The following is a 21,292-nucleotide window of genomic DNA, read 5'->3' on the forward strand; positions in this document are numbered from 1 at the left end:
TAAGACTTCCTTCCTAAGGATTTACATAGACCTTTCCTATACGTAACCTGGGTGTATGAGCCTGAGGCAGTTCGAGTACTTTGTGGCGGTGGCCGAGGAGGGCTCTCTCAGCCGGGCGGCAGTCCGGCTCTCCGTCGCCCAACCGTCCCTGTCCCAGCAGCTCAAGGCACTTGAACGGCGGGTGGGGGGTGCCTTGTTCGAAAGGCTGCCGCGGGGTATGCAGCTCACACCGGCCGGTCGTGCCTTCCTGCCGGAAGCGCTCGCCACGCTGCGCGGTGCGGAGCGCGCCTACCGCTCCGCACGGGCGGCGGTCAGTGGCGAATCAGCGGAGCTGCACATCGCCACCGTCTCCTCGGTCGCGGCCGGTGTGATGCCGGACGCCATCCGGACCTGGCACGACCAGCACGCGCAATGCCCGGTCCGGCTCGAGGAGTTCAGCCATCGCGATCTGATGGAGGAACAGGTGCGCAATGGCCTGGGCGACCTGGCCGTCGGCCCGCGGCCCCGCGCGTGGGACGGCCCGGTCCTCTCGCTGGGATACGAGGAATTCGTGGTGGTCCTCCCCAACGGCCACCCCCTGCTGAGTGAAGGCCCGGGGACACCGCCCACCGCAATCGAGCTTCGCTCCCTGGCGGACCAGGGCTGGGTCCTGTTCGGACAGGGGCACGGCCTCAACGACCTGATCGGCGGCTACTGTTCGAGCGAGGGGTTCCGGCCGATGTCGGCGGTACGCACCTGGCAGGTCGACGCGGCAGCACGGCTGGCCGCCGCCGGCGTCGGGCCGGCCCTGCTTCCGGACAACGCCGTGCCCGCGGGCCTGGATGCCGCCATCCTGTCGTGCAGGCCCAAGCGCTTTCGCGAACTGACCTGTTATCTGCGCAGCGAACCTCACGGTCTCGTGCACCGCTTCCTCACCCTGTTGCAGGACTCGGCCCGGCTGACGCAGCCGGCAGACAGGGACGAGACCGGTGGAGGCGGCCCACGCCACTGACAGCTGCGCGCCGTTCGCCGTACAGGTGCGTCTCGCATGTGTCACGGGCTCTCCTCCCACTTCGACGAGAAGCGGCCCGGGTTCTGGGTTCCTCGGCGTCAACGTGCCCGCAGCGCGACTGGGCGTTGAGGACAGACGGGAGACGGACTGGCGCAGACCGTTCTCGCTTCCACTCCTCGGCAACACCTCCGCGGACGCAGAGCTCACGGCCCCGGTCGGATTCAATCCGCAGCGTGAGGACTGGCGTCGGCCCTTCCTTCGCCTGGGCACGGTCCGGCTGACCGCCGCTGTCATGGACGTCATCGGGGGCGTGGTCCAGCCGAACGGCTGGACGGACAGGTGTCGGTCGTCGCGGGAATCTGGCGCTTGAAGACCTCGTAGGGTCCGTGCAACGCCTCCACCTGTTGAGCAGGTGGAGCTTGAACGAGGGCACCAACAGGACCCGCCGGATCTCGAACTCCACTTCGGGCACCAGCGTCATGGTCCGCATGGCGCTCAGCACGCTCGGCTACGACGCGGTGGACTTCGGCCCCCTCGCCGACAGTTGGCGCAGCCAGCCCGGCGCGCCCGTCCATGTGCAGCCGTGCATGGCCGAGCGCCCCGAGGGGCTCAGGGCGGAAGAGGTGCAGCGCTGGTTCGTCGAGACCCCGGGTGTTCCGGTGCCCGCCACCCGGGTCGGGGAACTCATAGGCGGGGCCGTCCGGTGACCAGGGACTGAACTGCTTCTGCCGTGGTCGGGCGACCATCGGCGTCTCCCGCTCGTCACGAAGATATTGCGCGAGGTATTGACCCTCGCGTCTGTCTGCGCTGTCATGACAGCGCAGACATGACAGCGCAGACAGGCTGACGCTGCGCCGGGATCGCTCATAGCAGGGAGACGCAGTGACGCCAGAAGAAGGCCGCGCTGAGACCCCTGCCACGCCGCGCAGTGTGGATGTGGCCCAGCTGGCGGGGGTGTCGCAGAAGACGGTGTCACGCGTTTTCAACGGCGAGCGTTACGTCTCCGCCGAGGTGCGTGAGCGGGTGCTCGAAGCCGCGGCACGCCTTGGCTACCGGATCAACAGTGCGGCCAGGGCTCTGGCCTCAGGGCGAACCCGCGCGATCGGCGTCGTGACGCTGGGAACCGCCCTGTACGGTCCGGCCTCCCTGCTCATGGGCGTCGAGCGGGCGGTTCGCGACATGGGCTACGCGCTCCGCGTCGTCAACACGATGGAAGGAGACCCCGCGGGCATAGCCGGTGCCGTCGAGGTACTCCTTGAGCAAGGAGTCGACGGCATCGTCATCTCCGAGCCGATCGATGAGGGCGAGTTCTCGCTCAGTTCCGACGTACCACTCCTGGTGCTCGGCGCGCCCACGGCGTTCGCCGGGCCGCGGGTGGTCAGCGCCGGTGTCAACGCCGAACTGCTCGCGCGCGTGGCAACCGAGCATCTGCTGGACATCGGGCACCGGACGGTCCACCATCTCGCAGGTCCGCAGCGGTGGTTCTCCGCGCGAGACCGCCTCGTGGGATGGCGTGCGGCGCTGGCGGCACACGGCGCAGCCGAACCGCCCGTCTTCGAGGGCGACTGGTCGGCCGCCTCCGGATACGCGGCGGGGCGCGAGCTGGCCACCGACAGCGACGTGACCGCGGTGTTCGCCGCGAACGACGACATGGCGATCGGGCTGATCCGGGCGCTGGCGGAAGCCGGCCGAAGCGTGCCGGACGACGTCAGCGTCGTCGGATTCGACGACATTCCGGTCGCCGCCTACGTGACTCCCCCTCTGACCACGGTCCGGCAGCCGTTCGACTCCGTCGCTCAGCGAGGACTCAAACGGCTCGTACACGCCATCGAGAACCCGCATTCCGACCTTCTGTCGCCGAGCGACCCACCGGTCGACCTCGTCGTCCGCTCTTCCACGGCCCCTCCGCCCCGGAATACCCCGGGCGACGGGTGGCCGTCCTCCCGAACCACGTAACGCGCTGCGTGATCACCGCTCACGAGCCCGTCGAGAGCATCGCCCACCGACGGGCACACGCCTGAGGCTCGACACGGCTGAACGGTTCCACCCACATCGTTCGCACCCGGGCGACGCACCACAGGTGACCGCACAACTCTGCGTACCACCTGCGCACCCCATGCGCCGGCCACGCTCGACTGCCACCCGACCGCACCCACACGGTCTCACCCGAAGCTGTACCCGATCACGGTCGGACTCTCCTCCTGGGCCGCCCAGGCCCAGAACGGCGGAGCGGGCGCCAGCAGCGGCATGCTCGCGCTCGTCGTCACCGGCTCTCTCATCTCGATCATCCCGCTGGTCGCCGCCTTCCTGTTGCTGCAGCGCTACTGGCAAAGCGGCCTCGCCAACGGCAGCGTCAAGCAGTAGCGCACGCCCACCCGTCCTTCCCCCTCTGTCTCTGGAGGTCCGCCCCATGGCGGTTCTGCCCGCCCGTGTCCTGTTCGGCGCCGCCTACTACCACGAGTACACGCCCGGCTACGCACCCGAGCCCGGCCGGGAGGAACGGCTGAGGACCGACCTCGATCTGATGGCCGAGGCGAAGTTCACCGTCATCCGCGTCGGCGAGTCGGTCTGGTCGAGGTGGGAGCCCGAGAACGGCCACTTCGAGCTGGACTGGCTCCAGTCGGTCCTCGACGGTGCCCACGAACGCGGCATCTCCGTCATCCTCGGCACGCCGACGTACGCGGTGCCGCCATGGCTGGCCCGGCAGTACCCGGAGATCACCGGTGAGCGGCGCACCGGCGAACGGATCGGCTGGGGCGCCCGCCAGGAAGTGGACTTCACCCACCCGGCCTTCCGCTTCCACGCAGAACGCGTCATCCGCAAGATCGCCGCCCGGTATGCCGGGCACCCGGCCGTCATCGGCGTCCAGGTCGACAACGAGCCCGGCCTCGAACTCCTGCACAACAGAGGTGTCTTCCAGCGTTTCCTCGACCACCTGCGGCACAAGTACGGCGACGTCGAGACCCTCAACCGGGAGTGGGGCCTCGTCTACTGGTCGCACCGGCTCTCCACCTGGGCGGACCTGTGGTCCCCGGACGGCAACGCCCAACCGCAGTACGACAAGGCCTGGCGGGAGTTCCAGGCCCGCCAGGTCACCGAGTTCATCGGCTGGCAGGCCGACATCGTCCGCGAGTACGCCCGCCCCGAGCAGTTCGTCACCACCTGCATCTCCTACACCCGCCCGGCTGTGGAGGACGACGAACTGACCGACCGCCTCGACATCGCCTCCGGCAACCCGTACTACGACATGCAGGACGGCCTCCTCCTGCCCGACCCCACGCCCGACGGCCACCAACAGCAGTGGAAGACCACGGGAGTGTGGGCGCTCCAACAGACGGCGGACTGGATGTACTCCTCGCGCCAGGAACCGTTCCTGGTGACCGAGACCAACGCGGGTTCCATCGGATTTCCCTGGGACAACCGGCCCGCCTACGACGGCCAGTGGCGGCAAGCGGCCTGGGCGCTGGTAGCCCGTGGTGCCCGCATGATCGAGTACTGGCACTGGAACACCCTGCACTACGGCGCCGAGACGTACTGGGGCGGCGTCCTGCCGCACAGCGGCCGCCCCGGCCGCACCTATCGCGAACTCGCCCGGCTCGGAGAGGAGTTCGAGAGCGCCGGACCGCTGGTCGCCGGGCTCGAACCGGACGCGGACATCACGCTGGTGTACTCGACGCCCAGCAAGTGGCTGATGCAGAAATACCCGCCGCTCGCCACCCAGGACGGCACCCCCGATTCCGCCGCCTACCACCGCATCGTCGACCCGTTCTACCGCGGTGCGTTCGACGCCGGCCGCCAGGTACGCATCATCCACGCCCGCCAGTTGCACGACCCCCGAGGCGAACGCCCCGGTCTCACCCCCGAGGAGACGGCCCGCCGTCACCCCGTCCTCGTCGTCCCGGCCCTGTACCTCGCCGCCGACACGACGCTCGACTGGCTCGCCGCCTACGCCCACGCGGGCGGCCACCTGGTCCTCGGCCCGCGTACCGGCTACGCCGACCACGAGGCCCGCGCCCGCCAGGAGCCCGCGCCGGGACGTCTCGCCGAGGCCGCAGGCGTCAGCTACGACGAATTCAGCAACCTGGGGCGGGAGATCCCGGTGCGTGGCACACCCACGGCTCAACTGCGGCTCACCGAGGGCGCGACGGCGACCCACTGGGTGGACGGCCTGACCGTCACAGAGGCCGACGTACTGGCGGAGTACGAGCATCCCCACTTCGGTCAATGGCCGGCCGTCACCTCCCGCCGCCACGGGGACGGACGCGTCACGTGTGTCGGCACGGTCCCGGGCCGCGACCTAGCCCGGGCCCTGGTCGAATGGCTGACGCCTTCCGCGGTGAGCGGCTGGCGGGACCTGCCGCCGACGGTGACCGTGACGACCGGCACCTCACCACGGGGACACCGCGTCCACGTCATCCACAACTGGAGTTGGGAGCCGGCCACCGTCTCCGTGCCGACGGAACTGTCCGACGTCCTGGGCGACAGTCGTGTCACGGCAGGTGCCGCGCTGCGGCTCGGCGCGTGGGACGTGCGGGTGTTCGCGACCGCAGAACCGCCGTCCGCCTAGACGAAGGCTGCCGGCCTACCCGAAGGAGGAGCAATGCAGAGAAGAAGACTTCGAAGGACGCTCGGGTCCTTCATCGCGGCGTCCGCGATCGCCACACTGCCCATGTCCGGTGCGCAGGCGTACAACCCCACCGGCGGGATCCTGTACCAACTCGGGAACGAACCGTGCCTCAAGGGACGTGGCAACTGCGCGATCTACCCGAAGTCGGCGCAGCTGCCGAGCGGCCGCCTGGTCGCCTCGTTCGAGAAGGCCACCGTCGTGCCGCAGACGGGCGGCGCCGACGGAGAGACCCTCCCCGTGTACAAGAGTGACGACCACGGCACCACATGGCAGCCACTGTCGCAGGTCAAGGCCCCCGCCTACCTGTCCGACGATCCTCGGTACCAGAAGTACACAAGCAACTGGACCAACCCGTACCTCTACGTACTCCCGCAGAAGGTCGGCAGGCTGAGAGCCGGGACCCTGCTGCTGGCGAGCGTCGTATCGGGCGACGATCAGTACTATCGCGAGCACAAGGCGGCCGACGCGAACTGGACTCCGACCAACGACGGTGACCGCAGCGACCTGGCGATCGCCCTGTACTCCAGCACCGACGACGGCAGGACCTGGAAGGTCCTCAACATCGTCGCGACAGGCGGCTGGCAGGGCGGCAGCGCGGGCGCGATCGGTCAGAACGTCTCACAGGCCAACACGCATCGCCAGGTCGACCCTCTGTGGGAGCCGTACCTGATGGTCTACGAAGGCAAGCTCGTCTGCTACTACTCCGACGAGAACGACTACACCGGGCTCGATCCGGCCGCCGGCACCCCGACTCTGGACCCGGCCAACGGCGCCGCCACCGACTCGCACGGTCAGATCATCGTCCACCGCACCTGGAACGGCAGCGGCGAGAAGTGGAGCGCCCCCGTCGTGGACGTCGCCGGCGGGACTCAGGACATGGGAGGCGGCAAGGCGGAGATCGGCGGCGGCCGTCCGGGCATGGCGAACGTGGTCCCGACGACGGACGGCAAGTGGCTTCTTACCTTCGAGTACTGGGGCGGCGGGCCCAACACCAGGTTCGTCATCGCTGACGACCCGCTGAAGTTCTTTCGCGGGTCTCCCACCGGCACGGGCGTCACCTCCCTGCCCGTCGACGCCGGCTCACGCCCCCTCGCGACCGGCGGCAGCCCGGTCGTCATCAGGCTCCCCGAGGGCCGCCTGGTCTACAACGCCGCAGGCAGCGGCAACGTCTGGGTCAACGCCGGCGGCCGCAGCGACGGTGTGTGGAAGGAGTACCAGACCACCTCACCGGCCGCCTACAGCCGCAACCTGCAGTACGTCCGTGGCACTGGACGTATCGCGGTCCTCAACAACCAGGGCAACTCCACGATCGCCTACGCGGAGGTCGACCTCGGCAACTCCGACGGCGCCTACTACCAGCTGGTGAACCGCAGGACCGGCCAGGTGATCGGCACCGGCAACCACAACAACGACGCGAACATCGGCAACGGTGACGTGCCCGACGTGGTGCTGGAAGACGCCGGAACGGTGGCGAACGGGGAAACGCAGTACTGGCACGTGGTGGCCGAGCCACAGGGCGGCATGACCCTCCTGAACATGTCAGGCGGCCGCGCTGCGGCCATCTGGACCGGGAACGCGACCGCCGGCCAGAGGATCGGTCAGTGGGTGGACAACAGCACCAGAGGCAGTTGGAACCTCGTCAAGTCCGGCACCGGCACCTACAGATTCCAGGCCGCCGGAACCACGGACCTGTACCTCACCGGCGCGTCACAGAACACGCCGCTGACCCTGCAGCACGCCACCGACGACGGCTCGCAGGACTGGAAGCTCGTACGCCGGTAGCCGTAGTGCTTGGGGCCGACCTGGCCACCCCGATGCTGAACTCGCGAGGAGGAGCACGTAGTACTCGGGCGTGTTCGGCTCCGCGCACTACGACAGCAGCCGGTGATCAGGCGAGTCCTCGGTGCGGCTGACCACGCGCGCGTGACACGGAAGCATCCACTTCAGCCCAGCTGCACAACCGGGCGCTGCCTCCCGGCGCAATTTGAGGGCGCCGTCGCCATTCCGCAGCGTGAAGGGACCTGTCACACCCCCGAACGGCACTGCATGGCAAAACGCAGCCTGCCACCTCGGGCCCGGTAACCGCCCCCTGGACCCAGTTCGCCGGACCACGAACTCGAAGCCCTTACACCGCTGGCTTCTTCGGTGAGAGGGGCTGTCAGTTGCGCCGGGACTGGGGGCAATTACTCGCTCCGCCGGCCATGAACAGCGACGTCACCACGGGCTGTCCGGCGTCAGCCGTTCCGTGTCGGCCATCGTCGTGGTCGGCGCTGCTGGTAGGTGTGTCCCTCCGGAGGGTGAGGTCGCCGACCATGGGGTGATGCGGGTGCTGGGCGCCGGTCGACTTGCCCGTCAAGCGGTCGTGCGCTCACCACCGCCGAAAGTCCTCGGCCCGCACCGACAGTTCACCGACGAGGAGTGCCATACGCGGGTCGTCCGCCCGTTGCTACGCCTCCCTTCGCAGGCGGGCCAGACGTGGGCGACGTCCGCCCAGTTCCGGTACAGGGTGCGCATCGCAGGATCGGTGAAGACAGGCCGGGCTTCGACCCGGACGTGGGGTGGGAGCGACGCCTGGAGGTGTACGGCGCAGTCATTCATGGAGGGGCCCCGTCGGCTTTGCCCTCTCCATCGGTGCCTTTCGTCCATCAGGTCCGCGGAAGCGATGGCAGGGGCCGTGCAGTGATCTCCTGTGCTTCTGCGCGCGTCATGCCGAACATGCGCAGCAGGCGGCAGGCCAACTGGTCGGAAACCTGCGCTGCATCGAGGTCCGGGCGGGTCTCCAGCAGGTGGAGCACTCCGAGGAGGGCGCCGCCGACCATGGCCACGGCGGTGTGCGGGTCGTCGATGTCCAGCCGACCGCTGTCGGCGGCGGCCTGCAGGTCTCGCATCGCCCGCGGGGCCAGGCCGTTGCCGGAGGTCAGGTAGGGCATGCCGGTGCGGACGAGGATCCTGGCGATCTGTGTGTGGGTGCGCCGTAGCCGGCCGGTCAGGCGGACGCTGGCGGCGAAGATCTCCGCGGGGTCCTTCAGGTCTTCCACGGCGGATTCCAGGAGGACGCCGTGTTCCTCCAGGGTGAGGGCGACGGCGGCGTCGAACAGTTCGTCCTTGCTGGTGAAGTGGTTGTAGAAGGAGCCGAAGCCGACGTCCGCCGCCTCGGTGATTTCCTGGATGCTCACGTCGGTCCGCCCCTGTTCGGCGAGAAACCCCTGCGCGGCGGCGATCAGCGCCGCCCGGGTGCGTGCCTTGCGCCGGTCCAGGCGGTTGGGTGCGCGGCTGGGGGTTTGACCGTCGGCCTTGCCCCGTCGTTCGGTGCTCATCTCTCCATCTTATCCAAGGATCAGTTCTGATAGATCCATCATTACTGATGGCCGTTGACGAGGGCTTCATCTGGACTGATGCTTTCATCACTGCTGACTGGAGCTGCTCGCGGGAGCGGGCCGGTCGGCGCCTGTCCAGGACTCAGGAGAGCCGATGAGTATCCAGGTCGTCCGCACCACAGATGGCTGGTGGGTGGAGAGCGGCACAGGACGGTTGCACCGCGTCGACACCGACGCGGACACCACCGCCGGCCTGCTCGCCGACCGTTCCGCCGTGCAGCGGGCGGCCGCCCACGCCGCGGCTGCCCCCGACGCCGGACTTTCCACTGGAGGGGCCGGGCTGCTGTCGCCCGTCACCACCCCCTGCCGGGTGGTGGCGCAGATGGTCAACTACCGTTCCCACGCGGTGGATTCCGGATTCGACCCTGACACCGTCCCGCCCGCGTTCTTCCGCAAGGCGTCCGGTTCCATCAGCGGCCCGGACCAGGACATCGTGCGTCCACAGCACGTGCGTTTCCTGGACTACGAGGTGGAGCTCGGGCTGGTGATGGGCGCGGACCTGCCGGTCGGCACCGAGGTCACCGACACCGACCTGTCCCACTACGTCGCCGCGCTGGTCGTCGCCAACGACGTCAGCGCCCGCGACCTGCAACTGCCCAAGACGCAGTTCTACGAGTCCAAGTCGTACCCGACCTTCACTCCGCTCGGGCCCCGGCTGCTCCTGGTCGATGCGGACGATCTGGCCCGCCTGCCGGAGCTGCGGCTGACGCTGGCGGTCAACGGGGCCACCCGGCAGGACCGCACCACCACGGACATGATCGTCCGGCCCGCGAGCGCCCTCAGCCTGCTGGCCCGCTTCCAGACGCTGCAGCCCGGTGACGTCCTGCTCACCGGAACGCCCGGCGGCACCGCCCTGAGATCCCCCGGCCGGCTCCTCACCACGCTCGCCGCCCTGCTGCCCCCGCACAAGCGCTGGCAGAAGTTCTTCGCCCGCCAGCAGGCGAACCCCGACTACCTCAAGGACGGCGACGTCGTCACGGCCCGTATCGCGACCGACGACGGCGCACTCGATCTCGGCGAGCAGCGCACGGTGGTGCGCGCCCGCTGACGACTCCCGGGACTCCAGCCCGGGACGGGCCGGCCCGGTTCCCCGTACCGGGTCGGCCGCTCCATCCCCATTCCTCACCCTGCAAAGGCGCACCGGTGACACTCACACCCACCGACCTGCTGTGGCCCGCCGCCGAGCACATCGCGGACCTGTCCGCGATCGAGGCTGTTCCGCTGCGTGAGCGCGGCCTGCCCGCCACCACTTACAACACCGTGCTGCGCGCCGCCCGTCTATGGCCCGACCGCCCGGCCCTGACGGCGCTGCCCGACGCCGCACGCTTCCTCCGCCCCGCCACCGTGACCTTCACGCAGCTGCGCGACCAGGTCCATCGCACCGCCAATTTGCTGCGCTCTTTCGGCGTCACCCGTCGCGTCGCTGTGGGTCTGCTCGCACCGAACACCGCGGAGCTGCCTTCTGCCCTGCTGGCCGCGCAGGCCGCGGGCATCGCCGCCCCGGTGAATCCGGGCCTGGCGTCCGAACACGTCGAGCAGTTGCTGCGGCGCGGCGGCGCGCGGGTGCTCATCGCCGCCGGTCCGCAGTTGGATGCACAGGTGTGGGCCACGGCCCGGCAGGTCGCCGCGGCCCTGCGGCTGGACGCGCTGCTGGCGCTGACCCCCACTCTGGCCGACGGCCCCACCCCCGCGCTGGAGCCCATCGAAGGAGTACGCGTCGGCTACCTCACGGAGCTTGCCGCGTCCCATCCCGCCGACCGGCTGGTGGACATCGAGCCCCCGGCCGCCGACGACCTGGCCGCCTACTTCCACACCGGCGGCACCACCGGCACTCCCCGGCTCGCCGCGCACACGCACACCAACGAAGTCGTCGACGCCTGGATGGTGGCGGCGAGCATTCCTCTCGACGAGGACTCGGTGATGTTCGCGGCGCTGCCGCTGTTCCACGTCAACGCCCTGATCGTCACCCTGCTCGGCCCGCTGCTGCGCGGCCGCGAAGTGGTGTGGGCCGGGCCGCTGGGCTACCGCGATCCCGAGCTGTATCCGGTGTTCTGGAAGCTGGTGGAGCACTATCGCATCGCCACCATGTCCGGCGTGCCCACCGTGTACGCCGTCCTCACCCAGGTCCCCGTCGATGCGGACATCTCCAGCATGCGCTTCGCCGCCGTCGGCGCCTCGCCTCTGCCATCCGCCGTACGCAAGTCCTTCGAGGACCACACCGGCATCCCCCTGTGCGAGGGCTACGGGCTGACGGAGGCGACCTGTGCCTCCGCTCTCGGCCTGCCCGGTCACACCCGCCCCGGCAGCGTCGGGCGTCGCCTGCCCTACCAGCAGGTCAAGACCGTGCGGATCGACCCGGACACCGGCGAGTGGCACGACCTGCCGCCGGGCGCCACCGGAGTGCTCGCCATCAACGGCCCGGCCCTCTTCGCCGGGTATGTCCGCGAGCGCACCGCTCACGGGCCGAGCCTGGACACCGCGGGGAAGATCCGCGACGGCTGGCTTGACACGGGCGACCTGGCCCGCATCGACGCCGACGGCTTCATCCATCTGGCCGGACGGGCCAAGGACCTGATCATCCGCGGCGGGCACAACATCGACCCCGCCTGGATCGAAGACGCCCTTCTCGCCCACCCCGAGGTCACCGCCGCCGCGGCGGTCGGCCGCCCCGACCCGCATGCCGGCGAGGTGCCCGTCGCCTATGTCACCCTCGCCCCCGGTGCCGAAGCCGACTCCACCGACCTGCTCGCCTGGGCCACCGAACGGGTCCCCGAACGCGCCGCCACCCCGCGGGAATTGGTCGTGATCGACACCATCCCGCTCACCGCCGTCGGCAAGCCCTACAAACTCGGCCTGCGCCTGGACGCCACCCGCGGCGCGGTCCATGCCGAACTGGTCGCCCAGGGAGCGGAGTGCGATCCCGAGCGCATCCTGTGCCGGCCGCACGACGGCGGTGTCCGCGTCACGGTGCCCGACCTTGCCGACGAGGCGATACGACGCAGGGTCACCGCAGCCCTCGACCGGTACGTCCTGCACTGGCGGTACGCCTCCAGCCAGCCACCTGAGAGAGAAGCCCCATGAGCACCACCGCCATCGTCCTCGCCGTCCTCCTCGCCGGGATCTTCCTCCTGCTCGGGTCGGCCAAGCTCGCGGCAGTCCCCGCGATGTGCCAGGCCGCGGCCCACGTCGGCATGACCACCACCCACTACCGCCTACTGGGTGCTCTGGAGGTGGCGGCAGTGGCCGGCCTGCTGCTCGGCCTGCGGATCACCGCGCTCGGGGCCGCCGCCTCGACCGGCCTGATCCTGCTCATGGCCGGAGCCGTCGTCGTCCACCTGCGCAGCGGCGACCCGGTGACCCGCTGCCTGCCGGCCGTCGTCGTGGGTGCCCTGGCCTGCGCCCACCTCGTCCTGCTGGCCGGGGGCCGGTGACCACACACCCTGTCGTCGGCGTTCGGCGTACCGCCGTGACCGTCCAGCCGCCGCCCGGGACCAGAGGAGCATCACGATGAGCCGCATCGACATCCGCCAGCATTCGCCGCCCCGCACCTCCATGTGGTGGCCGACGCAGCACAGCGCCCACACTCACGGCCGCCGTCACGGGCCGCCTTCGTGTCATACGCCGCCCACCGCATCCCCACCGCCCTGACCGCCGAGGCGCGAAGTGGCCCCTGATTCGCCACGGCCGGTTTCGCCACAACCGGTTTCCAGCAGCCTCTCCGTGCCGTCCGCACTGCCGATGCCCGCCCGCCGTGACCGGGCCCCTTCTGGCCCGACCAGCCTTTCGCATCCGCACTCGCCGCCGCTCGCTCAACCCGCGAACGGGACCGGCGCCCCGCCTCGAGCAATCGACCGGGGAAACGCCCTTGGCGCTGTTCCCCCGCCGCTCCCCGAGCCGTCCCCACCCCATGGCCGCGAGCCGTGACACCCCATGGAGTATCCATGAACGACATCGACGTCCCCGTCCTCATCGTCGGCGGAGGCGGTGCGGGGCTCACCGCCTCCATGCTGCTCAGCCGTATGGGCATCGAAAGCCTGCTGGTCACCGCCTGGCCCGGCACCTCCGTCCTGCCCAAGGCGCACGTCCTCAACCAGCGCGCCATGGAGGTCCTGCGCGACGCCGACGTGGCCGACACCATCTACGCCGCTTCCACCCCGGCTGAGCAGATGTCCCACACCGCCTGGTACGTCGGCCTGGCCGGCGACCACGAGGACTATGGCCGCAGGGTCGCCAGGATGGAGGCATGGGGAGCCGGCGGGAACTCCCCGGAGTGGCTCGCGGCCAGCCCCGAGCGGCAGGCCAACCTGCCGCAGATCCGCCTCGAGCCGGTCCTGCGCGCCCGCGCGGAGGAACTCTCGCCCGGCAGGATCCGCTTCCACCACGAACTGACCGGACTCGCCCAGGACGACGAGGGCGTCACCGTCACCGTCGCCGACCGCGACACAGGTGAGACCTACCGAGTGCGGGCCCGCTACCTGCTGGGCTGCGACGGCGGCCGTACCGTCGGACCCGCACTGGGCATCGTCCAGGAGGGCCTGCGCGACCTCGCCCGCGTGGTCTCCTTCCACATCTCCGCAGACCTGTCCGGCTCGGCACGTGACCCGGAGGTGCTGATCCGCTGGCTGTGGCTGCCCGACCTCGGCATCCCCGGCGTCCTCGTGCCCATGGGCCCCGACCACTGGGGACCCGAGTCCGAGGAGTGGGTCTTCCACCTCAACTACGGTCCCGACGACGGCCGCGCGCTGGACGACGAGTCCGTCCTGGCCGACCTGCGCACCGGGCTGGGCCTGAGCGAGAAGGACCTGACGGTCCACATGATCTCCCGCTGGACCCTGGAGGGCGTGGTCGCCGACCGCTACCGCGCCGGCCGCGTCCTGATCGCCGGCGACGCCGCCCACCGTCACCCGCCCACCGGCGGCCTCGGTCTGACCTCCGCCATGCACGACGTGCAGAACCTCACCTGGAAGCTCGCGGCCGTCCTGAACGGCCATGCCGGCGACGCCCTGCTCGACACCTACGAGGCCGAACGGCGCCCGGCGGACGCCACCAACGTCCAGCGCTCGCTGGAGAACGCCATGAACCACATCGCCGTCAACGCCCTCTTCGGCGGCGGGCCGAAGGCCGACGAGGAGGAGAACTGGCGGCAGGCCCGCCGCCTGTGGAGCGATGACCCCGCCGACGCCGACCTCCGCCGCACCTTCCTCGCTGCCGTGGCCGCCCAGTCCATGGAGTTCAACGAACTGGGCGTCGAGTTCGGCTACACGTACGACTCCGCCGCCGTCCCCGACGGCACTCCCGCACCCGAGAACCCCGACCCGGTCCGGATCTACCAGCCCGCCGCACGCCCCGGACACCCGCTGCCCCACGCCTGGCTGGAGGACCTCGACGGCCGTCGCGTGGCCCTGGCCCGCCTGGTGCGCCCCGGCCGCATGCTGCTGATCGCCGGAGAGGACGGTCAGGCCTGGTGCGAAGCCGCCGAGAAGATCTCCGCCGAATGCGGGCTGCCGCTGGACGCGATCCGCATCGGCCACCTCGACGGCGACTACCGCGACCTGCGCTCCACCTGGACCGCCGTCCGAGGCCACACCCCGCAGGGCGCCGTCCTCGTGCGCCCGGACCGCTTCATCGGCTGGCGCGCCCACGGCGCGGCCACCGCCCCCGTCGCCGACCTCACCACCGCACTGGACGCCCTGCTCGCACGGTAGGAACCACTCACCCGCCGTGCCCCCCGGCCTGCCGATCACCGCCGCAATCGGCAGGCCGGGCCCCCAACCCTCACCTCGCCTCGCCCCCGTGGCACCGCGGCACCCGCCCCGCCATCGCGACAGGTCGTGGAGGCGACAGGAAGGAATCCGCCGTGAACGACCCGACATCCACCCCCGTCCCTGCTGCCGACGCCCATCAGGGTCTGCACAGCGAGCAGGGCGCCCTGCGCGGAGAGCACCCCGGCCGCGCCACTCAGCCCGTCATCAAGGTGGTCGACCTGGCCTGGCTGGAGTTCGCCAAGCCCGACCTGGACCGGGCCGAGACCTTCGCCCACGACTTCGGCTTCATCACCGCTGCGCGCACCGATGACACCCTCTATCTACGGGGCGCCATGGCCGGACCGCACTGCTTGGTGATCCGCCGCGGCCCCGCTTCCCGGTTCATCGGCCCCGCGTTCCAGGCCGCCGACGCCTCCGACCTCGACCGGCTCGCCCGCGCCACCGGCCACACGGTCCGCACCCTCACCGACTACGCCGGAGGCCGCGCCGTGGACCTGCTCGACCCCTCCGGCATTCCGGTCCGCGTCGTACACGGCGTCACCGAGCACCCCGCGCGACCGCTCCAGCAACCCCTGGTCCTCAACACCGGCACCGCCACCGCGGCCGCCCGCGTCAACGCCACCCAACGCCCGCCCCGCAAACCCTCCCAGGTACAACGCCTGGGCCACGTCGTGCTGTCCACCCGGGTCTTCCGGCGCGCCCTGGACTGGTACCTGCAGCACCTCGGCCTGATCGTCAGCGACTTCCTCTACCTGGACGGGCAGCGCGAGCGCGGCCCCACCATGGCCTTCATCCGCTGCGACCGCGGCGATGAACCCGCCGACCACCACACCCTGGCCATGCACCTCGGCCCCGACACCGGCTACGTCCACTCCGCCTACCAGGTCGCCGACCTGGACACGCTCGCCGCCGGCGGCGCGTACCTGCGCGAGCGCGGCTACCACCACTCCTGGGGGATCGGCCGGCACATCCAGGGCAGCCAGATCTTCGACTACTGGCGCGACCCCGACCGCTTCATGGTGGAGCACTACGCCGACGGCGACGTCTTCGACAGCACCCTGGAACCCGGCTGGGCCGCTATGTCCGCCTCCGGCCTCGCCCAGTGGGGCCCGCCCGCCACCCGCGACTTCCTCGGCACCACACCCTCTCCGGGGGCGCTCCTCCAGGCGATCTCCGCACTGCGCGAGGACAACGAAATCGACCGCGCCCGGCTGATGGGCCTGATGAAAGCCCTGAGCAAGTGACCGCCACCGCCCCCGAGCATGTACCCGTCGTGGTGATCGGCGCCGGACCCACCGGGCTGACCGCCGCGACCCTCATGGCCCGACACGGCGTGCCCGCCCTGGTCCTGGAACGCCACCGCGCCCCGTATCCGCTGCCGCGCGCCGTACACCTGGACGACGAGGTGCACCGCATCCTCCAAACGGTGGGTATCCACGAGACATTCGGCGCGGTCACCCGCCCCGCCCGCGGCATGCGCCTGCTGGACGGCTCCCACCGGGTGCTGGCCGAGTTCCGCCGCGACAACCCCTGCGGATGGCACGGCTTTCCCGAAGCCAACATGTTCGACCAGCCTGAACTCGAACAGCTGCTCCGGGACAACCTCGCGGAACAGCCGCTGGTCACACTGCGTGGAGGCATGGAGGTCACCGCCCTGACTCCGCCCCCGCACAACGGCGCTCCCGTGCGGGTGACCTTCCGCGACGAGGACACCGGCGTCATCCACACCCTCCTGGCCGACTCCGTCCTGGGATGCGACGGCGCGGGCAGCCTGGTCCGCGCCGTCATCGGCTCCCGGATGCAGGACCTCGCCGCTCCCCAGCAGTGGCTGGTCGTCGACGTCCGCTGCCGCCTGCCGCTGCCCGCCTGGGACGGCGTCCACCAGATCTGCGACCCGCAACGGGCGGCCACCTACATGCGCATCGGCGAGGACCGCTACCGCTGGGAGTTCCGCCTGCACACCGGCGAGCAGCCGGAGGAGCTCACCGACCGTCAGCGCCTGCTCGCGTTGATCGCTCCTTGGACTCCGGGCATCCCCGAGGATGAACTGCACGTCCTGCGCACCGCCTCCTACACCTTCCGCGCCCAGGTCGCCGACCGCTGGCGCCAAGGCCGCATCTTCCTGCTCGGTGACGCCGCCCACCTCACCCCGCCGTTCATCGGGCAGGGGCTGGGTGCGGGCATGCGTGACGCCCACAACCTCGCCTGGAAGCTCGCCCGCGTCCTGACCGGCCGCGCAGGCGAAACCCTGCTCGACACCTACCAGGCCGAACGCCACCGCCACGCACGGCAGTTGATCCGCACCGCCGTGGCCATCGGCGCCGTCATGACCGGCGGCGGAACAGTCACCGCACTGGCCCGCAACACTGCCCTGCCCGCCCTCTCCCGCCTGCCCGGCGCCTCCCGTCTCGTACTGTCCGCCGTCAGCCCACCGCTGAGACCGGGCCCCCTGGCCGGCTCCCGCCGCCCGGGTCACCCGCGCCCCGGAACGCGGTGCCCCCAACCGCGTCTCCCCGACGCCGACGGCACCCCGCGCCTGCTGGATGAGCGGCTCGGCGAGGGCTTCGCGGTCCTGGCCACCGCACCGCTCAGCCCGGCCCTGCTTGCGCTGGTCCGAGCGCTGGACGCCCGCGTCATCCACCTGCACGCCCCCCGGCGGCGACGGTCAGGCACCGACGGCGCCGAGCACCGCGCCGAAGCCGATCCGGGCACCAGCGCCCTGGTCCGTTGGATGGGCACCGCGGGCGCCGTCCTGCTCCGCCCCGACCGCGTCGTTCTCGCCACCGCGGCCCGGCCCCGCCGCCCCGGCACCACGTGCGGAGACGACCTCGCGGCCGCATCGGCGGCCTGGGCAGCCCTGCTGTGCGGCAGCGGCCGCGCAGCAGAGGGCACTCCCCAGGGGCACGGAACCACAGTGACGGCGGCCGAGTAGGCAACGCGGAGGAACCCCGGTCCCCACCGGAGACTGGGGGCCCTATGGCGCCGCCCACACACCGGCATCGACCACAAAGCCTTCCCATCTGGTCCTGGCGCATTGTCCCGCCTGGTCAGAGGCCAGTTCGGTACTCATGTGAGTTTCCATAAAAATGGGGGACTTTCGATGACGCCCCTTTGTGTGCCTCTTCGGGCACTCTCGAGCGTGTGGACGGCGAGCGGGTCAGGGTCGCGGTGACCGGCCGAAGCCGCACGCTGGCGGTCAGGCGCTTCGCCGAAGACGACGAGCGCGGCCAGGGCCTGGTTATCGTCGATGCGATGGCGCAGAAGTGGGATGCCGGCCTGCTCAGTCGGGGCAAGCGGGTCTGGCCGAGCTGGAGATGGTCCCTGCCGCCGAGGAGGGGAGTTGTCACCCAGCGGCAGGGGGCTTCCAGGCGATCCCGCGCCGGCGTTCCATGGCTGTGACGTGTTGGCGGGACCAGACGAGTTCGGCTCGTGCTGCGTGGGCGTAGTGCTGTACGACGTTCTTGCCGAGTAAGAACTGGGCGGCGTTGCTGGGCTCGAAGTACGTGAGTGCTTCGGTCGGATCGGCGTAGAGGGGGATGGAGCTCCGGTCTTGGACCGTGTCGCCGTCGCGAGGCGGCCGCAATGTCAGCGTCTCGTCGGAGCCGTGAGCCATCGCTGCGGTGGATGCGCTGAGCGCACGGTAGGCATGCACACGGTGCGCGACTTCGCCGCCGCCGAGGTCATACGCGTACTGACGGGCAAAACTCCGAAGTCTCCGGTGAACAGCGTGGGGTCGGCGCAGGGCCCAAACTGATTCGGACGGCCGATCAGGATGGCGATGCTGGACACGCCGCTCACGCCGCTCACGGCGTTGGCAGCGTTTTCGCTACTCGCACGCGATGGCGTACGACCCGACTCGCCCCAAGCTCCAGGTGCAGACCTCTGCCACGATTGGCCCAGGTATCCACGCTCCGAATGGACCACATGTCCGGGCCACTGACTGCTTAGGCTCGACATCAATGCGGCTGAGACAACGAGCGATCTCTGCAGGGATCCCGGGTCGACACTGCTGCCGCTGCCGCTTTGGGTATCCGGCCCGTACCTCCCGGCCGGCCGGGCCGAGTGAGAGGAACGATCTGCTGTGAAGGCGTGCGGAGTTTCCGGGGCCGAGAAGGAAGTCGCCCTGCTGGAGTTGCCCGAACCGACGTCTCCCGGGCCCGGTCAGATCCTGGTGGCGGTTGAGGCGGCCGGGGTCGGCCCTTGGGACGAACTGCTGAACGGCGGTAGCTGGGACGTGGGGCTGCGCCCGCCGGCGGCGCTGGGAGTGGAGGGCGCGGGCAAGGTGCTGGCCGTCGGCGCCGACGTCAGCGGGTTCGCCGTAGGCGACCGGGTGCTCGCCCACGAGGCCCCGCTGCCCGGGGGAAGCGGCTTCTGGGCCGAACAGGTTCTGATCAACGCGGATCACGCGGCAGCCTGCCCGTCCGGGCTGGACGCCGTGCACGCGGCGGCGCTGCCGGTCAACGGACTCACCGCGTGGCAGGCCCTGGAGAAGCTGGACCTCGGCCCAGGGCAGCGGCTCCTGATCACCAACGGAGGCGGGGCCACCGGAGCCCTGGCCATCCAACTCGCCGCGGCCAAGGGCATCGAGGTGACCGCGACCGCGTCTGCTGCCGGCGCAGAGCGCCTGCTCGGTCTGGGAGCGACGGAGGTCGTCGACTACCACGACCCGAACTGGCCGGCCAAGGCACGTGGCGGGTTCGACGCCGCCCTCATCATCGCCGCCGGCACGGCGGACGCCGCGCTGCCTCTGGTGCGGGACGGCGGCCGCCTGTGCTCCCTGACCTCGGACGCGCCCGCGGACGAACGAGGCATCACGAGCTGGGACCTGTACGTCGAACCCAACGCCGCGCAGCTGGTCCAGATGGCGGAGCAGGCCGCCGCGGGAACCTTGACCCTTGCACCGGAACCCCTGCCGCTGAGCGAAGGACCGGCTGCGTTCGCCCGGGTGATTGCCGGACGGGCCGGCGGCAAGAAGATCGTGCTCACCCGAGCATGACCCGCCCGGGCACCGCCCGACCCCGATGCTGGGCCACGACCTCCGCCAGACCCGATCGAGACGTCGTCAGGCCGAGGGTGGGCGGCCGCGTAGCAAGCCATGCAGTCACGCGAAACTCCGCTCGAGCACCCCGCGGTAGGGGGACCGCACCGTGCGCGCCCGGCCAGAAATCCTCAGAGCGCCTCGAGACGGGGGACATCGAACCGGCGCTGCAGCAGGGGCAACTGAGAAGGATGCATGATTGGGCCGATCGCGGGTTGGCCGGTGTCGCCCACGGGGAGCTTTGTGCAGTGAAGGTGCGGCTTCCATGACTGAGATTCCGGAAGAGGTCTTCGCATCGTTGGCGCGGAAGGCTCTTTGGACGCCGTTTCCGGTGGCGGACCGTTGCTCGATCGAAACGGGCGGTCTGCCTGCAGGGCTGCTCGGTACGGTGACTCGATGTGCTTCTACGGCATGACCTACTACAAGCTGCATTACGCGTATGTCTCGTGCCGAGTCAGCTTCAAGCAGCATGCCTATCCGCAGCGGGAGCGCCTGTGCCCAAACTGTTCTCGGCCGCTCATTTGCGCTGGTCATGACTTCGCCCCGCCGCGCAGGCGGGATGCCCCCGGGTGGTCTGTTGTGGCTGCGGCGTTGGGGGAAGGGCTTCGCTACGAAGGGCGATCTGTCTGCGGGTGTGGCAAGGAGCCCAAGTACCGTCCGCGGACACGAGCCGAACTGCGGGTGCGTCGGATCGTTGCCGCAAGGGACAGGCTGCCGCTGTCCGAGACGTTGTCCCGACCGGACGCTCTGACCCCGCCGACCGACTGACCCTCGCACCTCAGCGTGCCAGGCGGCGACGTCCTCCGGTCCGCTCCCGCCGGCCCTCGTCGACGCAGGCCCGACAAGCTTCACGCCGGGGTATGACTACGCCCACGTGCGGCGATGGCTTGTAGAGCCGAACATCACCCGTCGGATCGCTCGCAAAGGCACCGAATCGTGGAATCGGCGCGCCCTGGCAGTCGGTCTACGGCTACTTCGCCAAGTGGGCCGAGATCCCCAGGGACGACGGAGGTCCATTCCGGTCCGTGATCACCCTGAGGCTGCCGGAGATCACCCGCGTCCTGGTATGCGCCGGCCCGCACAGCGAGGTCCGCGTCGCCGACTCCACCTCCGGCGCACATCGCGCATACGGGCCTCGCGACCGTGTCAGGGCTCTCTTCGAGGTCGGCAGGCAACTCGCCTGGGCGGAAGCAGGATCCCCCTTGTGGCCGGGCGACAGCCTCGTGCCCCCACTCAACATCACCGATGACGGCAGATAAACGGCTGCACAGTTTGGAAGGAAGTCCGACGACTGCCGGCCGAGCTCCGCGGGTCTCCTCGAGGATGCGCCGGCTTTCAAGCCGGAGAGGAATTCGAGGAAACCGGTGAACCGCTCCAGGCGGCACGGGCGTTCGCCCGCCGCCCGCCGCCCGCCGCCCGCCGCCCGCCGCCCGCCGCCCGCCGCCCGCCGCCCGCCGCCCGCCGCCCGCCGCCCGCCGCCCGCCGCCCGCCGCC

General features: G+C 70.4%; 14 protein-coding genes and 1 pseudogene. 13 read left to right on the forward strand and 2 right to left on the reverse strand.

The window, feature by feature from the left end:
- Positions 1 to 55 precede the first annotated feature (55 nt).
- The 6 genes and pseudogenes from ACIBN2_RS38020 to ACIBN2_RS38045 all read left to right on the forward strand — a co-directional run bounded on the left by ACIBN2_RS38020 (position 56) and on the right by ACIBN2_RS38045 (position 7,400).
- A complete protein-coding gene (locus tag ACIBN2_RS38020) occupies positions 56 to 991 on the forward strand; it encodes a LysR family transcriptional regulator (RefSeq protein ID WP_399141535.1) in 936 nt (311 codons plus the stop codon).
- A gap of 419 nt (positions 992 to 1,410) precedes the next feature.
- The gene (locus ACIBN2_RS38025; RefSeq protein WP_399141537.1) at positions 1,411 to 1,698 is read left to right on the forward strand and encodes a hypothetical protein; all 288 of its coding nucleotides are present in this window, start codon (positions 1,411 to 1,413) and stop codon (positions 1,696 to 1,698) included.
- 223 nt (positions 1,699 to 1,921) lie between these two features.
- The gene (locus ACIBN2_RS38030) at positions 1,922 to 2,947 is read left to right on the forward strand and encodes a LacI family DNA-binding transcriptional regulator (protein ID WP_399141827.1); all 1,026 of its coding nucleotides are present in this window, start codon (positions 1,922 to 1,924) and stop codon (positions 2,945 to 2,947) included.
- Between the two features lie 210 nt (positions 2,948 to 3,157).
- Positions 3,158 to 3,355 (forward strand): annotated as a pseudogene (locus ACIBN2_RS38035) (carbohydrate ABC transporter permease); the annotation flags it as partial.
- Between the two features lie 46 nt (positions 3,356 to 3,401).
- Positions 3,402 to 5,558, forward strand: a complete 2,157-nt coding sequence (locus ACIBN2_RS38040; RefSeq protein WP_399141539.1) for a beta-galactosidase — start codon at positions 3,402 to 3,404, stop codon at positions 5,556 to 5,558.
- Positions 5,559 to 5,591: 33 nt separating this feature from the next.
- On the forward strand, positions 5,592 to 7,400 hold the full coding sequence (locus ACIBN2_RS38045) for an RICIN domain-containing protein (protein WP_399141540.1): 1,809 nt from the start codon (positions 5,592 to 5,594) through the stop codon (positions 7,398 to 7,400).
- 863 nt (positions 7,401 to 8,263) lie between these two features.
- On the opposite strand, the gene ACIBN2_RS38050 is transcribed toward ACIBN2_RS38045, so the two are convergent.
- Positions 8,264 to 8,935: a TetR/AcrR family transcriptional regulator gene (locus ACIBN2_RS38050; protein WP_399141542.1), complete on the reverse strand. Its 672-nt coding sequence runs from the start codon at positions 8,933 to 8,935 to the stop codon at positions 8,264 to 8,266.
- 154 nt (positions 8,936 to 9,089) lie between these two features.
- On the opposite strand from ACIBN2_RS38050, the gene ACIBN2_RS38055 reads away from it, so the two are divergent.
- The 6 genes from ACIBN2_RS38055 (at position 9,090) to ACIBN2_RS38080 (ending at position 17,692) form a co-directional block, all read left to right on the forward strand.
- The gene (locus ACIBN2_RS38055) at positions 9,090 to 10,043 is read left to right on the forward strand and encodes a fumarylacetoacetate hydrolase family protein (protein ID WP_399141544.1); all 954 of its coding nucleotides are present in this window, start codon (positions 9,090 to 9,092) and stop codon (positions 10,041 to 10,043) included.
- A gap of 95 nt (positions 10,044 to 10,138) precedes the next feature.
- Positions 10,139 to 12,076 carry an acyl-CoA synthetase gene (locus ACIBN2_RS38060; protein WP_399141546.1) on the forward strand — a complete coding sequence of 646 codons (1,938 nt, stop codon included), beginning with the start codon at positions 10,139 to 10,141 and terminating at the stop codon, positions 12,074 to 12,076.
- The gene (locus ACIBN2_RS38065) at positions 12,073 to 12,426 is read left to right on the forward strand and encodes a DoxX family protein (protein ID WP_399141548.1); all 354 of its coding nucleotides are present in this window, start codon (positions 12,073 to 12,075) and stop codon (positions 12,424 to 12,426) included. The genes ACIBN2_RS38060 and ACIBN2_RS38065 overlap by 4 nt, the downstream gene beginning before the upstream one ends.
- A 510-nt stretch (positions 12,427 to 12,936) precedes the next feature.
- Positions 12,937 to 14,700: an FAD-dependent monooxygenase gene (locus ACIBN2_RS38070; protein ID WP_399141550.1), complete on the forward strand. Its 1,764-nt coding sequence runs from the start codon at positions 12,937 to 12,939 to the stop codon at positions 14,698 to 14,700.
- A gap of 152 nt (positions 14,701 to 14,852) precedes the next feature.
- Entirely contained in the window at positions 14,853 to 16,004 is a 1,152-nt protein-coding gene (locus ACIBN2_RS38075; RefSeq protein WP_399141551.1) for a VOC family protein, read from the forward strand.
- The gene (locus ACIBN2_RS38080; RefSeq protein ID WP_399141552.1) at positions 16,001 to 17,692 is read left to right on the forward strand and encodes a bifunctional 3-(3-hydroxy-phenyl)propionate/3-hydroxycinnamic acid hydroxylase; all 1,692 of its coding nucleotides are present in this window, start codon (positions 16,001 to 16,003) and stop codon (positions 17,690 to 17,692) included. The genes ACIBN2_RS38075 and ACIBN2_RS38080 overlap by 4 nt, the downstream gene beginning before the upstream one ends.
- Before the next feature lie 411 nt (positions 17,693 to 18,103).
- On the opposite strand, the gene ACIBN2_RS38085 is transcribed toward ACIBN2_RS38080, so the two are convergent.
- Entirely contained in the window at positions 18,104 to 18,373 is a 270-nt protein-coding gene (locus tag ACIBN2_RS38085; protein WP_399141553.1) for a hypothetical protein, read from the reverse strand.
- 468 nt (positions 18,374 to 18,841) lie between these two features.
- On the opposite strand from ACIBN2_RS38085, the gene ACIBN2_RS38090 reads away from it, so the two are divergent.
- Entirely contained in the window at positions 18,842 to 19,756 is a 915-nt protein-coding gene (locus tag ACIBN2_RS38090; RefSeq protein WP_399141555.1) for an NADP-dependent oxidoreductase, read from the forward strand.
- The last annotated feature ends 1,536 nt before the right edge of the window (positions 19,757 to 21,292 follow it).

It is taken from the genome of Streptomyces sp. NPDC050534, assembly GCF_044457745.1.
Lineage (GTDB): Bacteria > Actinomycetota > Actinomycetes > Streptomycetales > Streptomycetaceae > Streptomyces.

What these genes read in the sequence shown, in the direction of transcription:
- ACIBN2_RS38020 (WP_399141535.1), top strand. Translation starts at nt 56, where the DNA reads ATGAGCCTGAGGCAGTTCGAGTACTTTGTGGCGGTGGCCGAGGAGGGC.
- ACIBN2_RS38040 (WP_399141539.1), top strand. Translation starts at nt 3,402, where the DNA reads ATGGCGGTTCTGCCCGCCCGTGTCCTGTTCGGCGCCGCCTACTACCAC.
- ACIBN2_RS38045 (WP_399141540.1), top strand. Translation starts at nt 5,592, where the DNA reads ATGCAGAGAAGAAGACTTCGAAGGACGCTCGGGTCCTTCATCGCGGCG.
- ACIBN2_RS38050 (WP_399141542.1), bottom strand. Translation starts at nt 8,935, where the DNA reads ATGAGCACCGAACGACGGGGCAAGGCCGACGGTCAAACCCCCAGCCGC.
- ACIBN2_RS38055 (WP_399141544.1), top strand. Translation starts at nt 9,090, where the DNA reads ATGAGTATCCAGGTCGTCCGCACCACAGATGGCTGGTGGGTGGAGAGC.
- ACIBN2_RS38065 (WP_399141548.1), top strand. Translation starts at nt 12,073, where the DNA reads ATGAGCACCACCGCCATCGTCCTCGCCGTCCTCCTCGCCGGGATCTTC.
- ACIBN2_RS38070 (WP_399141550.1), top strand. Translation starts at nt 12,937, where the DNA reads ATGAACGACATCGACGTCCCCGTCCTCATCGTCGGCGGAGGCGGTGCG.
- ACIBN2_RS38085 (WP_399141553.1), bottom strand. Translation starts at nt 18,373, where the DNA reads ATGGCTCACGGCTCCGACGAGACGCTGACATTGCGGCCGCCTCGCGAC.